Raw genomic sequence first — 14,068 nt, forward strand, 5'->3', positions numbered from 1 at the left:
CAAAAAGCATACAAAAAACCTTCTATAGAAAACTATAGAAGGTCAATTATTTATAAGTTATAAAGTATTATTTAGTTTCTTTTCTTTTTTTCTTTCTAGTTGCTGATCAATAAGTCGAAGTACCACCAATCTTATAATGGCAAAAATAGGCACACCTAAGAACATACCTAATACACCTGCTAACTTACCTCCTACTACAATAGCAAAAACAATCCAAAAAGGCCTTAGACCCACACTGTCTCCCAGAATTTTAGGACCTAAAAATAATCCATCAAATTGTTGAAGTGCTAAAACAAATAGCGTTACCCAAAAAGCTTTTATTGGACTATCAAAAAAGGTAATAATTACCGCTGGCACCCCACCAATAAAGGGTCCAAAATAAGGAATCATATTGGTAATACCTATAATGCTGCTTAATAAAAGACTATAACGAATACCCATAATATTTAAACCAATAAAACAAAGTACGCCTATGATAAAGGAATCTAGAGATTTTCCTATGATAAATTTACCAAAAAGTTCATCTGCTTCTCTTCCAAAATCTCTCGCTCTATCAACGGTTTCGTCCTTCATGACCGCCCTTAGAAATTTTTCACTACCCACCTTGAAGGCTTCTTTATCTGACAACATATAAAAAGAAATAATCATAGCCAAAAGAAAATTAAGGATTCCTGAGGTAACCGTCATGATACTGGAAACAATATTGTTTAAAAGATATTCTAACACTTGGCTGGCTATATCAAAAATATCCCTGCTATTTTTTTCAATGTATTCTGCAATGTTGTATAAATTATTTAATCCCATATCATTTTCCCAGTTTGCTATCCATTTTCTTGTACTTCTGTCATATTCAGGAAGTCTTTGTATTATTTCACGTATATTGTTGGCAATCTGTGGTACTACAAAGATCAGCAGCATGGTAATCAAACCTAGCAAAATAGCATATACTGTTATTATACTCAGAAACCTATGGAGCTTTTTTCTTTCATTAATATAGGTTACTTCCCTATATAGCTTTTTTTCAAACCATCTCACACCAGGATTTAAGATATATGCAATAAATCCACCCATAATGAAGGGACTTAATACCCTCCTTATCCAACTAAAACTCCCCGAAATATTGGCTAGTAAAGAACCTATATTATCTAATACTTGAAAAAATAAAATCGGTAGTATCACTGCAAAACTGGCATATAAGGAATATTTTAAATACTGCTTATCCCATCGAATTTTCATACCCTTCACCTCCATCCCATATTTATCACATTTTGCTTTTAGGATATCCCAATCCACTTTAAACCTTCGTGTAGGTAGACTTTATAAATCAGATAGTAACTCCTCCACCTGATGCTCTGGTACTTTAAATTTTATTATACATGATTTTATGGTAAACCGCTATCCTTATCTTCCCGCAACTTATTTCTCTTCCTTTAAGATAACGTTACTAATGCTCAATATTTATGGATGCTTCTACTTTATAAGGAGAAATCAGTAAACCCTCCTTATTGGAGTAAGTAGCAAGAAAAATATCCTTTACTTTCCTATACCCCTGCTTTTTTGCTAAAAAAACAACATTTTCTTCAGATATCTTCGCTTTTTCTAAAGATTTTTTATCTAATTTTCCTTCTAAAATTACAACTGCAGGTATTTCTTCTTCCTCTGTAGTAATGTCCATATCCTTTGGTTTCAAAGGCAGTAGATTGGATTTTTTGAGGACAGTTAGTTTACCGTTAGATTCCACAATAGCATAATGTACTTCATTGAAGTGAAAGATATCTTTTTCTCTAAGCATCATTAATACTTCATCAATAGAATACTTTATCTTTCTCATGTTTTTTACGATAAACCTTCCATTTTCTATAATTAAAGTAGGCTCAAAAGAAATAAGCCTAGAAAACTTTCTGTTTTTTAGTATTAGTCTACTAATGAGACTTTGTAGAAGAGCTAGTACAACCACAGCAAAAGCGGTGGGTAAGTGTTCTATGCTAGGATCTGCAATATCTGCCCCTACTACTGAGCCCATAGTTATAATTATCAGAAAATCTAAAACTGGCAGTTCTCCAATAGGACGTCTCCCCATAATAAATACCGTTGCAAATAATAGTAATGGCAAGATGGTCATAATTCTACCCAATATCAAAATGTAGTCCTTCATCACTCCATAACCTCCTTCACCATTATTATTGCCCTTAAAAAAAACTCTAACCCCTGAACCCTAGGTTAAAGTTTTTTTGATACTATAAAATTAGGGAGAGTGAAACATTCCGCAATACTGCCGATAATATTTTTTCTTCCCACTCTGGTGTAGATCCCTTGAAGTTTTTCATTATACATAAAAAGCCCAATGATATAATTATTTTCTATGAACCTTACATCATCATCAGTAAACATTGCCATTGGAAGCTTTGGTATTTGACAAAGTTGTTGCAGCAAATAATCTCTTTCAGCTTCTTTTTCCATCAATTCCTTCCACTGCTGTATTGTAAAGTCTTTACCAATATATACGCCGCTGGAGGCATATCTATCCATTGGCTTTAGCACCAACTGATCTTTATTTGTTATAGCAAAGGCCACCAGTTCTTTATTTTTACAATCAAATAAAGTGGTATAGGGAATATGCTGTTCTACAAATTTTCTCTCCTCTTCTGTCAAGAAGGGGGTTTTTACAGGATCGTGGAGGATACTAAAGATATTCTTATTATGAATAATTTGGGAACGAATAGGGCCTACTACACATACAGAACCCTCTAAATAAGCTTGTATAAAATCTCCAACCTCTTCAGCATGGTCAATAATTTCCCAAGTTACTGCTCTACGATAAATACAGTCAATTTCAGTATCCTGATAATATAATTTTTTATTCCTATAGGTCAAGTGTCTAATATCTGCAATCATTGTAGTACAGCCATTTCTTTCGAAGGCTTTTTGAAATTCTAAAAATTCACTAGGTATAGAGGAGGAAAACCAATCAACAATAGCAATTCTTGGTTTTTCTTCTTTTCCACTAAATTGTCGATAGTTCCTTAAGAGTGCCTCCACCCAACTATCAAACAACTCAAAACCAGTAAAACCATATTTTTCTTCTAGTTCTCTTATGGCTAGAGAGTTTCGAAAAATGTGTTGCAACTCTCTTTCTTCTACCATACCAGAGGAACCGTCAGCATTTAATTCACAAAATTGAAAATCATCATTGAAAGGATAAAAAATATCAAATCTCCCCATCGGCACATCGATATCATAACCTGGATCTTTTAGAATTAGTTTTTCTAATAGCGGAGTAAAGTTAAAATGCTTTCTAAAGTCTTCTTCTTTGAGATACTGTAGGACTACTTTTTTTAAGATATCCAACAACTGTGCCGTTAGTTGCTGAAACCTTTCAAAATCCTCTTGGCTAAAAAACATAGGCTGGTACAAAAACTCCACAGGCTTATTTTTATATTTAGCAGGAGAAGCTTGTACTTCTGCAAAAACCCTCCTATATTCTTTTAGATGGGCTTCTTTATTCTTTAAAACATTATTATGGTATTCGGTAAATAGTTTATTTATTGCAACCATCGTTTAACCTCCATATCGATTTAAGGCACACCATGTCAAAGCTTCTATTCCCTTACTCTTTATGAGTCGTTTTGATAATAGTGCTGGATTTTTTTCATGCCTTGTTAGGTTTTCTAAAGTTTTTAAATAACCTTTTTCCTCCTCTTTCAATCCTTTTTTGGCCAAATCAAAGAGAACAGGAACAAAATCATAGATCACTTTGCATTTATATCTTCCTTCAAAACCCTTCTCTATAATATCTTCCTTCGCTTGCCTTACTTTTTCTTCTTCTAAATTATTCGCCATTTCATAGAGATACTCTAGGGCAATTTCATTATAGAAAAGTCCTTTGATTAAAGCAATATAGCCTAGATTAAGGGGATAGGGCAACGTATCTCCCATTCGAATTTCAATATATTTTCTAACCCTCACATCAGGAAATACCATAGATAAAATATGGCTTATTTCTTCCTGCGTAACATGATAAGGATCCAGTAAATCTTTTACTTTCTTATCATAGGTAGGTATTAATGCGCCATCCTTTATGATGAAAATAGGCGGTGTATTTAATATATATTCAGCGTATTCTCTGTAGCCAAATTTGCCTTTGAAGGTTCCAGGAACAATACTACTACGATCCTTATCTGTATTTTCCCATATAATATTTCTAATGCTGTTTTTTTCAAAAACTTCTCCCTCAAAAATCGGAGCATTATCTGTCATCAAATGAAGTAATGGAGATAAAAAGTTAGCCACCTTAAATTTTTTTATGAAATCCTCTTCATTTGCGTAGTCAATGACTACTTGTAAAGATGCCGTCCCCTTCATCATATTATGCGCATATTTCCCCTTCTTTTTAAAGTAATCCGCCATATATTGGTAACGCGTCTTAGGGTTAAAGGGAATATCTTTAATAGAGGTTTTGGGATGGTACCCTATTGCCATTAATAGTTGATTTTGCTCCTCTAGGATGGGAATTACTTTTTTAAGGAAGTTTAAATAGTTTGCTTCTATTTCTTTGATATCCATAGTAGGAGACATGCTGACTTCCAATTGTCCTCCCGGCTCCAGTGTAATGATTTCTGTTTTGCCCTCTAATGCTAGAAGATAATTATCTTCATATTTCAGTGTATATCCTTGCGGGGCTAATTTGTTTAATATGACTTGAATCCCTTCTTCTTCGTAATAGGTAACAGAATCAAAGCTCTCTTTTTTTATAACTATATGTTCTATTTCTACACCTAAATTAAAATCTTTTTTTTCTTTTTCTCCACTTTTTATAAATGCTACAATCGTCTTTATTTGCTCTTCATATTGCATTCTATGTTCACCTCGATTATGTAAAAACTAATTACGTATTTACCCGTTTTTTGAAAAAATACGCAAATTTTTATCGTTTATGTTTTTGTCTATTCCTTCATTTCTTTTTTGTCTATGTAAAGATTATATACTAACCCCCCTAAAATAAAAAGAATTCCTGTTAGTCTTCTCACCTCGAAGGATCTTCCCATGATGCTATCCAAAACTAATCCTATCAATAGTTGTCCTGTAAACACCAGTAACGCTGTATAGATTACAGGAATTTTAGGTATAATTTTGTTACTACCTACCACAATAATTACCGTTAGAAATCCTCCCCCTAAGCTCCACAAAGGCACTTCCTTTATCCTGTGAACTTCTTCAGTAAAGTTTCCGTAAATTATAATAAGTAGAAAAAAAGCCGTTATCATAGCCAAAACATTGTTTAATAATGCAGAGCGATAGGCTCCTATTTTTGTTGCAACTTGTGCATTGAAAATAGAAGATATAATAATAAGACCACCTGCTATAAAAGCTGCCAACCCCCAAAATACAACCATTTTTTCCTCCTATGCAAGTATCATTATAATAACCCCTAAAAATACAAGAAAAATGCCTGGAATTCTTTTTTTGTTAAAGGGTATCTTTTTCATGCGAAACATCCCGAAATTATCAATGCAAATAGAAGTAACCATCTGGCCCAAAAACACTAATGCCACCGTAATAGAAACACCTAAACCTTTGAAACTAACATTATTTAAAACAATGATCAACGCACCTAAAACGCCACCTAAGTAATAATAAGAAGGGAAGTATAGCTCCTTGTTTTGTTCTTCCTCTATGATGAATAACAAAACAGCTACCCCTAATGCACCGATGAAATGAACTATCAGGGAACTAAAGTAGGTATTTGTGTAACTGGCTAAGGTACCATTCATATGAATCATCACTGCAATCAAACCTCCGATGATAATAGCCATCCAGTTTGTTTTCATGATTCCTTGCCTCCTTTGAAATAAAACAGATATAGCTCCATCTCTTTATTGGTAATAATAAAGGTTTTGGTTTTTTCATCAAAGTATATTTCATTCACCTCCCAAGGTAGTGATAAGATTTCTTCTTCTTTGCCGTCTGGCGATCGCCTTTTAAGTTCTTTTCCATCTAAGAAGAAAGCTTCTTTTTCATAAGATATAACAAACATATCTTGACTATTTAATAATACAGGATTTTCATATACTTTTCTATCTTCTCCATCAATTTCTATAAAGGCTAAAGCGTCCCTTTTCCCTAGAGAACTAGCATATAGGTAATTATTAAATAAGATTTCATAATAATTATAAGGCACGTTTTCCACTAAGACGCCTTTGCTACTATTAATATCATAAACAAATACTTTCTCGTATTTTACTGCCTCCAACTCTCCATGAGGCGTCTTTATAATTTCTCCAGCAGAAATACTTACCTTTGAGGCATCTTTGCTCCACTGTATATTGTCTATAGGATCAACCAATCCCTGTAGATTTTCATAAATTGTTTTATCCTCTTTTTCTTTCACCTGCAAAAGAGCTAACGCTGTACCTATATGCGTTCTCCAATCTCCTATAAGTACTTCTTCTGCTTCTGCTGGTTTTCTAATATACACAATATAGCTATCATCAGGCGCCCATTTACTGGTGGTGGCCTCTAAGCTTGCATAGTATTTTCCCTCATCATCATAAACTTCTGAATTATAGTATAAAAAGTAATTTGTTTTGTGACTCCATTGGGTAGTAAAGGAAAAAGTTTGAAAGGCATCCTCTGGTATATTCTCTTTAATCAATATTGGCTGATCTTGATCAAAATAGTATAAATACAAGCTAGCTTCTTTTTGAGGGCCTTTTGTATATAAAATAGCAGTTTGATTAGGAGAAATTAATAAATTAGGCCGATGAACGCCTGATATCTCCTCGTCTATTTTTTTTTCCTCCTCTTCTTTTCTATAAAAAAGCTGTCCTTCTAAATCAACATATACAGCACTTTCCTCTTCTATCGGAATATACAAGTCATATTCACCAGCCTCTGGATGCCTTCTTTCTAAAGCTTTTGTTTTCAGGTCAAGGGAATAAAAAAACCACTGATTTTTTTTGGTAGCACTGAAATAAAACTTTCCTTCTCCTACTTTATAGCCATTGATTGTGGAAAAATCTTTTATGTCTTCTACTTTCTGTAGCGGTGTTGGGTTTTCTTTATTCTCTGGGTTATTATTGCAACCTGTTAGTAGTATGAAGATGCATACTATCATCATAACATTGAAAAAACAATTGCTTTTTTTCAAAGTCATTCTCCTCTCTGCCGATGGTTTGTTGATAGTTTTTCCTATATCGCTTGAAATTAGTCCATGATATTCTCTTGCTAGATCTTTTTGTAAATTTATTTATCCTCCAGTATATTGTCATTTTGTTTTTAGGAATATAGTCCTATTTTTCGACATTTTTCTACTTTTACACAATTTTTAGAGGGAAACAAATTTTTGTGGAGAATTTTATTAGTGTTATTATAAAATATAAGGAGGCTACTCATGTCACTTCGCTGGAAAATTGTTATTATTTTTACGCTTTTAATCGTCCTACCCACCACATTCTTAGGCCATGCTAGTTATCGGAGCGCCAACAAAATCTTAATCAATGAATTACAGCTTACTACAAGACAGACTGTGGATCGTATAGCAGATACAGTTCATTTATTTCTCGGCACCATGGAGGAGACCCTCGATACTTTAAGTCTTGATCCTGGTATTCAACAGGTTTTCGATCACCCTGAAGATATCTCCCGCATGATGGAAACATTTAAATCCTTTGCTGATTCTCATGATGCCATTATGCATGTCTACCTCGGAAGGCCTAATGGAGAAATATTTATTTATCCTCAAACCACTTTGGAAGATGACTATGACCCCACAACACGTCCTTGGTACTCACAGGCTGTAGAAGAGAACCTTCTTATTTGGACAGACACCTATGTAGATGCTGGCACAAAGCAGTTAGTCATTTCTGCCGCTAAACCTATTTTTCACAAAGGTACCAATGATTTTATAGGGGTGCTTTCTATTGACATTTCTTTAGATATCTTGAAAAACCTGGTAGGAACCGTCGACCTAGGAATAAATGGCTATATGCTTATGACAGATGCCTCAGGAAAGGTTTTAGTACATCCTAACGCTACCCATATAGGCGAAAAAATACCCATTGACACTTTGCTTGAAGCAGTTACTGCAAACCATCAAGGTACTGTAGACTATACTTTTGAAGGCGACCCCCGCTTTGGTGTTTTTGACACCCTTCAAAAAACTGGATGGAAATTGGTGGGTATGATGCAATATGCTGAGATAAAAGATAACACTTCTATTCTTTTAAAGAATGCTTTAATAAATGGTGGAATCATCCTGGTTATTGCTATTTTGATGGGGCTCTTATTTTCCACTAGAATTACAAGATCTTTAATCCTTTTAGTAAAGGATATGGAAAAAGTGGGGAAAGGAGACCTTACTGTTCATAGTCAAATCCAAGCTAAGGATGAAGTAGGTCAGCTATCCAAAACTTTAAATACCACAGTAGATGCTTTAAAAAAGCTTGTACAAAATGTACGAGAGGTATCACAGGAAGTGAATGCTTCTGCCGATACCTTAGCAGTAACTTCAGAAGAAACCAGTGTTTCCGCCGAGGAAGTAACCAGAGCTATCGAAGAAATAGCCAAAGGAGCTTCCGAACAAGCATTAGAGGCAGAAAAAGGTTCTATGATGACAGTTCAGCTATCGCAAAGATTTGATGCACTAATTTCTAGTTCTCAGGAGATGCTGTTTGCATCGCAGGATGTCGTTTCTGCCAATGTGAAGGGCTTAGCAGTTGTAGAAGACCTTACACAAAAAAACGCACAAAATAATGCTTCTATACAGCAGATTGGGGAGGCAATTCATGAGCTAAATACTAGAACACAATCAATAGGAAGTATTTTGAAGACAATTAACGCTATAGCAGAGCAAACAAATCTTTTAGCATTAAATGCTGCAATTGAAGCAGCAAGAGCTGGGGAAGCCGGTAAAGGCTTTGCTGTAGTCGCAGAGGAAATTCGAAAGTTAGCCGAACAATCGAGGAACTCTACTGATGAAATTCAGGGAATTATTACTTCTATTCAACATGAAAGCAATCATACGGTAAGCATTATGGAAGATTTAACCACATCAAATATTGAAAGAGATTCCACTGTAAAAGAAGTGAGTACTTCTTTTCAAAGCATTTCTAAAGCTATCGATATTATCACTGATAAGATTAACCATATTGCAGATTACGTAACAACAATGTCTAACGATAAAGACAAAATTGTAAGTGTTATAGAAAGTATTTCTACGATATCGGAAGAAACAGCAGCTTCTTCCCAGCAAGTAACCGCGTCTATGCAGCAAACCACCAGCGCTGTAGAAGAAATCGCAAAATCAGCGGAAGCCCTAAATCATCTATCTCAAAAATTAGATCAAGAAGTTAAAAGGTTTATCCTCTAATAGTGAACGCCTCCAGCTAAAGTTGAATATCGGGGAATCAGACGGAGGGTCTACTCCGCCTGATTGAGAATCCACCTACGCTAACTCTTAGAGGTGGGGAGTCTTATACCCTAAAAGCAAAATCATGATTAAGGTATTTATAAAGGTAAAGGGATTAGTTGTTAACTAGTCCCTTTATTGTCTCCTTCTAAAATTTTAAAATTCCATTGTTCTGGCATAGTATTTACTAAGTTACAAAAAATCTTTTCCTTTTCTCCTCCCTGCTGCCAGGATAAGTATATAATTGAGGGACCCGCACCACTTAAAAATAACTGGTTTAGATCTAACTCCTTTGCTTTTGAGAAAATTGCTTCCAATGAATCTATTAGTTTTGTTCTGTAAGGCTGATGAAGGCAATCCTGCAGAGCATGAGGTATTTTTTCTAGCTCCCCTGACATCAAAGCGGCTACCAACAAAGAGGATTTTCCTACATTTCTTACAGCATCTTTAAAAGGAACACCTTCAGGCAAAACACCCCTAGAAGCCTTTGTGCTTAACTGCACTTCCGGAATCGCTACAATAAATCGAAGGGCTTCGTGGACAGGAAATCTTACATAACTGGTTTTTCCTTCATCCTGACAAGAAACTACTACGCCACCCAGCAGCGCTGGTGCCACATTATCAGGATGTCCTTCTATTTCTACAGCTAATTCCAAGACTTCTTCTTGGCTCAGCAAATTACCCATCAGCTTATTAGCGGCAACAATTCCTCCTACAATACAAGCAGCACTACTACCTAAGCCCCTGGCCAGCGGAATATTATTATATTGTTTTATTTTTATTCCCTTCGGATATTTGCCTATTTTGTCAAAGACCCTTAGCATACTCTGATAAATTAAATTGTTTTTGTTTTTTTCTATTTTTTCTTGATCCCTACCCTCTACTTCTATCAGTAGTCCTTTTTCTATTTCCTCTACCTCTATTTCGTTATAGAGAGAAAGGGCAATCCCTAAACAATCGAAACCTGGTCCTACATTAGCGGTTGTGGCGGGTACGGTTACTTTTATCATTTTGATCACTTCCTAGACAATTATCAATTATAGCCTTAATCTCTTCTATTTTTACACCAAAAAAGTCTTCATATTTTGCAATAATTCCCTGCCACATCATTGTGCCCCCGCTCTCTTTTTACCATTTTCTACACGTATTAGATTTGCCAGTTCTACTACCTCTTCCATTGTTATAATTTCCTCAATCGCCTCCTGCACATCAGCTTCTCTTGTACAGTGGGTGATGAATACCAAAGATACAGCAGGAACACCTTCACCTTTTTGGAGAACAGAAGATAAGCTCACATTATGTTTTCCGAACAAACTAGCAATTGTTCCCAGAACACCTGGCTTATCTTTTACAATTAGCCTTATATAATATTCTGATTCTGTCTCACCCATAGGCTTTATTATTTTTACTGTACTTGTATCTTCTTCTGCTTTAACTGGTGGCTTATCCTTACCTTTTATTACAGCAATAATATCTCCTACAACAGCACTACCGGTGGGTAAATCTCCAGCACCCCTTCCATACAGCATCAAGTCTCCCACAGCATTGCCTTTTATAAATATTGCGTTAAAGGAGTCATTGACAGAAGCTAAAGGATGCGACTGAGAAATAAAGGTAGGATGTACCCTCATTTCTATCGTACCTGCATCCTCCTTGCCTATAGCAAGAAGCTTTATCACATAACCTAGTTCTCTAGCATAATCAATGTCAATAGAGGTAATTTTAGAAATCCCTTCTCTATATACTTCATCAAACTTCACAGAAGTACCAAAGGCTAGAGAAGATAATACTGTAAGCTTATGGGCAGCATCGTATCCTTCCACATCTGCTGTAGGATCTGCCTCTGCATAACCCATTGCCTGCGCTTCTTTTAAGACAGCATCGAAATCTACCTTTTCCTTTGTCATCTTTGTTAAAATGTAGTTGGTGGTACCATTAAGGATACCCATCATCTTTTCAATTTTATTGCCGGCTAAACTCTCTTTAAGGGTTTGGATGATAGGAATTCCCCCTGCTACGCTAGCTTCATAATAGAGTTGTACCCCTTCGTCCTCAGCTAACTTGATAATCTCATTACCATGATTCGCTAAAAGTGCTTTGTTGGCGGTAACAACATGTTTTTTTTGCTTTAAGGCCTTTACTATGTAGTCCTTAGCTGGTTCAATACCCCCCATAACTTCCACCACAATTTCAATTTCATCATTATAAATAATATCTTCGAAATTTGAAGTAAGTAAATTCTCAGGAATACCATCTTTTCTTTTTTTAGTAGCATCCTTTACTAAAATTTTTTCTACTTCTATTTCATAACCACAATTTCTTGTGATATTTTCTTTATTGGTTTGAAGAATATCCCATACGCCCCCACCTACGGTTCCAGCGCCTAACAATGCTATTTTTATCTTTTTCATCCTCTTATTCCTCTCCCTCTACTATTTATTTTCATTTACTCCTTTGCCAATATCGTCACTTTATTTACACCCTCCATACTTTCAAGGTTTTGAATTAGCTGACTTACTTGAATCATCATATTTTTCAACTCCAGTGATATGGTGACATTGGCAACCCCGTGAACGGGAATATTTTGGTTAATGGTCAAAATACTAGCTTTCGCATTAGCAATTTCATTTAATACTTCCGAAAGCACCCCCGGTGAATGTTCTAATATCATAGCCATTGTAATCATTCGCGTTGTATTCATCTCATAAAGTGGAAAGATAGCATCTTTATATTTATAATAAGCGCTTCTGCTCATGCCTACCCTCTCCACCGCCTCAAAAATAGTGGTAACCTTCCCTTTTTTTAATAGATCCTTTACCTCCATCGTCTTTATAAATACTTCTGGCAATACTTCTGCTTTTACAATATAATAGGTATTCCCATCAGATTCCATGTCGCTATCACGTCCTTTTGTTTGCATATGGTAAACAAATGTTTTCATATAATGAACATCTTACCACAAAGTTCCGCTACTTTCAACTACTTTTCTTAGAAATTTTTCTACAAATATAGCCCTTCCTATGTTAAAATTCATAAAAGTACCTCCCTTGAAAAATCCTTCTGTAAAGTATTGTAAGTTTTTAGAAAAGTGTGATATCATAATAAGTATTAGAACTTTTTGCATACATTACTTTAAAAATTAAGGTGTACAGAGGAGGTATGGGATTCATGAGTCAAAAAAAAGAACAATGGGGCAGCAGGTGGGGATTTATCGCAGCATCTATTGGAATGGCAATAGGAACTGGTAATATATGGAGATTCCCTAGAGTTGCTGCTGCCAATGGGGGAGGTCCCTTTATCATCGCCTGGACCATTGCGCTGTTTGTCTGGGCTATTCCTTTATTAATGGGAGAAATGGTCATGGGACGGAAAACCGGATTAGGTACCATTGGTGCATTTCGAGATTTTGTAGGTCCTAAGTTTACCTGGATGGGTACTTGGATTGCTGTAGTATGTTTGGGTATTATGTTTTATTATTCTGTTGTAATGGGTTGGTGTGTCAAATACTTCACTTTAGCCTTATCTGGTGCCTTTAAACCAGGTATGACTACAGAAGCCACTGAAGCAGTTTGGCAGGTTTTCACTACCACGCCTTCACAAACAATACTTTTCCATTTTATTTCTATGGCATTAGCTGGTTTTATTATTTATAAAGGTGTTACAAACGGTATAGAAAAGGCCAGTAAAATTATGATTCCTACACTATTTATTTTATTAATTGTAGCTGTTATAAGATCTCTAACCTTACCTGGGGCTGCGCAAGGTCTGGAATACTTATTTAGTCCTAAGCTAGAGATGCTGGCCAACCCAGAAATTTGGTTGCAAGCCTTTACGCAAGCAGCTTGGTCAACAGGGGCAGGATGGGGATTTATTATCACTTATTCTGTTTATACCAGCGCTAAGGAAGATATCGCAGGTAATTGTCTTATCATGGGTTTTGGGGACAACCTCGGAGCCTTAATCGCAGGCATGACCGTCCTGCCTGCCATTTACGCTCTATCCCCTACGCAAGAATTTGCAAGCGATGCTCTGGCCTCTGGTAATACAGGTATTACCTTCATTTATCTAGCGCAACTGTTTACAGAAATGCCTGCTGGAAGATGGCTGGCAGCAATATTTTTTGCTTCTATGGCAATTGCAGCACTATCTTCTCTTCTTCCGATGATCGAAGTAGGGGTACGAAACTTAATGGACATGGGTCTTGAAAGAAAAAAATCAACTTTAATTATTGTCATCAGTGGCTTCCTTCTAGGCGTTCCCTCCGCTTATAGTTTAAATTTCCTAGATAATCAAGATTGGGTTTGGGGAATCGGATTATTAGTAAGTGGATTATTTGTCGCCTTTGCCCTCATGAAATATGGTTTAGAAAAAGCTAGAACTGAGATTATTAATACCAAATGGTCGGACTTTCAAGTTGGTAAGTGGTGGAGTAATTGTGTACTACTGTTCCCAGTATTTTTTGTCATTATTACAGGTTGGTGGTTATGGCAAGCTATTACCTGGTACCCAGATGACTGGTGGAATCCCTTTGAAGTCTTTAGCTTCGGCACTATTATATTTCAATTTATCATTCTCTTATTAATTTCTTGGTTAACCAACAACTGGCTTGCAGACAAAATAACAAAAGGGCAAGATATTACCAAGCAGGTATCCTAGTACTGC

General features: G+C 35.8%; 13 protein-coding genes. 2 read left to right on the forward strand and 11 right to left on the reverse strand.

What is annotated here, in order from left to right; genetic code table 11:
• Positions 1–57: 57 nt before the first annotated feature.
• The 7 genes from BJL90_RS04370 to BJL90_RS04400 all read right to left on the reverse strand — a co-directional run bounded on the left by BJL90_RS04370 (position 58) and on the right by BJL90_RS04400 (position 7,147).
• The gene (locus tag BJL90_RS04370; protein ID WP_070964555.1) at positions 58–1,236 is read right to left on the reverse strand and encodes an AI-2E family transporter; all 1,179 of its coding nucleotides are present in this window, start codon (positions 1,234–1,236) and stop codon (positions 58–60) included.
• A 208-nt stretch (positions 1,237–1,444) separates the two neighbouring features.
• Complete coding sequence (locus BJL90_RS04375) at positions 1,445–2,155, reverse strand: DUF421 domain-containing protein (protein ID WP_070964557.1); 711 nt, start codon at positions 2,153–2,155, stop codon at positions 1,445–1,447.
• 65 nt (positions 2,156–2,220) lie between these two features.
• Positions 2,221–3,555, reverse strand: coding sequence for a glutathionylspermidine synthase family protein (locus tag BJL90_RS04380; protein WP_070964560.1), 1,335 nt, complete (start codon positions 3,553–3,555; stop codon positions 2,221–2,223).
• A 3-nt stretch (positions 3,556–3,558) separates the two neighbouring features.
• Entirely contained in the window at positions 3,559–4,854 is a 1,296-nt protein-coding gene (locus tag BJL90_RS04385) for a glutamate--cysteine ligase (protein ID WP_070964564.1), read from the reverse strand.
• Between the two features lie 89 nt (positions 4,855–4,943).
• Positions 4,944–5,393, reverse strand: a complete 450-nt coding sequence (locus BJL90_RS04390) for a DMT family transporter (RefSeq protein ID WP_070964567.1) — start codon at positions 5,391–5,393, stop codon at positions 4,944–4,946.
• 9 nt (positions 5,394–5,402) lie between these two features.
• Positions 5,403–5,828 carry a DMT family transporter gene (locus tag BJL90_RS04395; protein ID WP_070964569.1) on the reverse strand — a complete coding sequence of 142 codons (426 nt, stop codon included), beginning with the start codon at positions 5,826–5,828 and terminating at the stop codon, positions 5,403–5,405.
• Complete coding sequence (locus BJL90_RS04400) at positions 5,825–7,147, reverse strand: hypothetical protein (protein ID WP_070964572.1); 1,323 nt, start codon at positions 7,145–7,147, stop codon at positions 5,825–5,827. Before BJL90_RS04400 ends, BJL90_RS04395 begins: the two co-directional genes overlap by 4 nt.
• A gap of 243 nt (positions 7,148–7,390) precedes the next feature.
• Here BJL90_RS04400 and BJL90_RS04405 point away from each other — a divergent pair, with 243 nt between their 5' ends.
• A complete protein-coding gene (locus tag BJL90_RS04405) occupies positions 7,391–9,367 on the forward strand; it encodes a methyl-accepting chemotaxis protein (RefSeq protein ID WP_070964574.1) in 1,977 nt (658 codons plus the stop codon).
• A 161-nt stretch (positions 9,368–9,528) separates the two neighbouring features.
• Here the strand turns inward: BJL90_RS04405 and thrB are convergent, their stop codons facing one another.
• The 4 genes from thrB to BJL90_RS04420 are packed head-to-tail and all read right to left on the reverse strand — an operon-like array spanning position 9,529 to position 12,326.
• Positions 9,529–10,416, reverse strand: coding sequence for a homoserine kinase (thrB, locus tag BJL90_RS04410; RefSeq protein ID WP_070964576.1), 888 nt, complete (start codon positions 10,414–10,416; stop codon positions 9,529–9,531).
• On the reverse strand, positions 10,382–10,516 hold the full coding sequence (locus tag BJL90_RS23025; protein WP_257786400.1) for a hypothetical protein: 135 nt from the start codon (positions 10,514–10,516) through the stop codon (positions 10,382–10,384). The genes thrB and BJL90_RS23025 overlap by 35 nt, the downstream gene beginning before the upstream one ends.
• A complete protein-coding gene (locus tag BJL90_RS04415; RefSeq protein ID WP_070964578.1) occupies positions 10,513–11,817 on the reverse strand; it encodes a homoserine dehydrogenase in 1,305 nt (434 codons plus the stop codon). The genes BJL90_RS23025 and BJL90_RS04415 overlap by 4 nt, the downstream gene beginning before the upstream one ends.
• 35 nt (positions 11,818–11,852) lie before the next feature.
• Positions 11,853–12,326: an ACT domain-containing protein gene (locus BJL90_RS04420; RefSeq protein WP_236905020.1), complete on the reverse strand. Its 474-nt coding sequence runs from the start codon at positions 12,324–12,326 to the stop codon at positions 11,853–11,855.
• Positions 12,327–12,574: 248 nt separating this feature from the next.
• Here BJL90_RS04420 and BJL90_RS04425 point away from each other — a divergent pair, with 248 nt between their 5' ends.
• The gene (locus BJL90_RS04425) at positions 12,575–14,062 is read left to right on the forward strand and encodes a sodium-dependent transporter (RefSeq protein WP_070964581.1); all 1,488 of its coding nucleotides are present in this window, start codon (positions 12,575–12,577) and stop codon (positions 14,060–14,062) included.
• Positions 14,063–14,068: the final 6 nt, after the last annotated feature.

This window comes from Clostridium formicaceticum (assembly GCF_001854185.1).
GTDB lineage: Bacteria > Bacillota > Clostridia > Peptostreptococcales > Natronincolaceae > Andreesenella > Andreesenella formicacetica.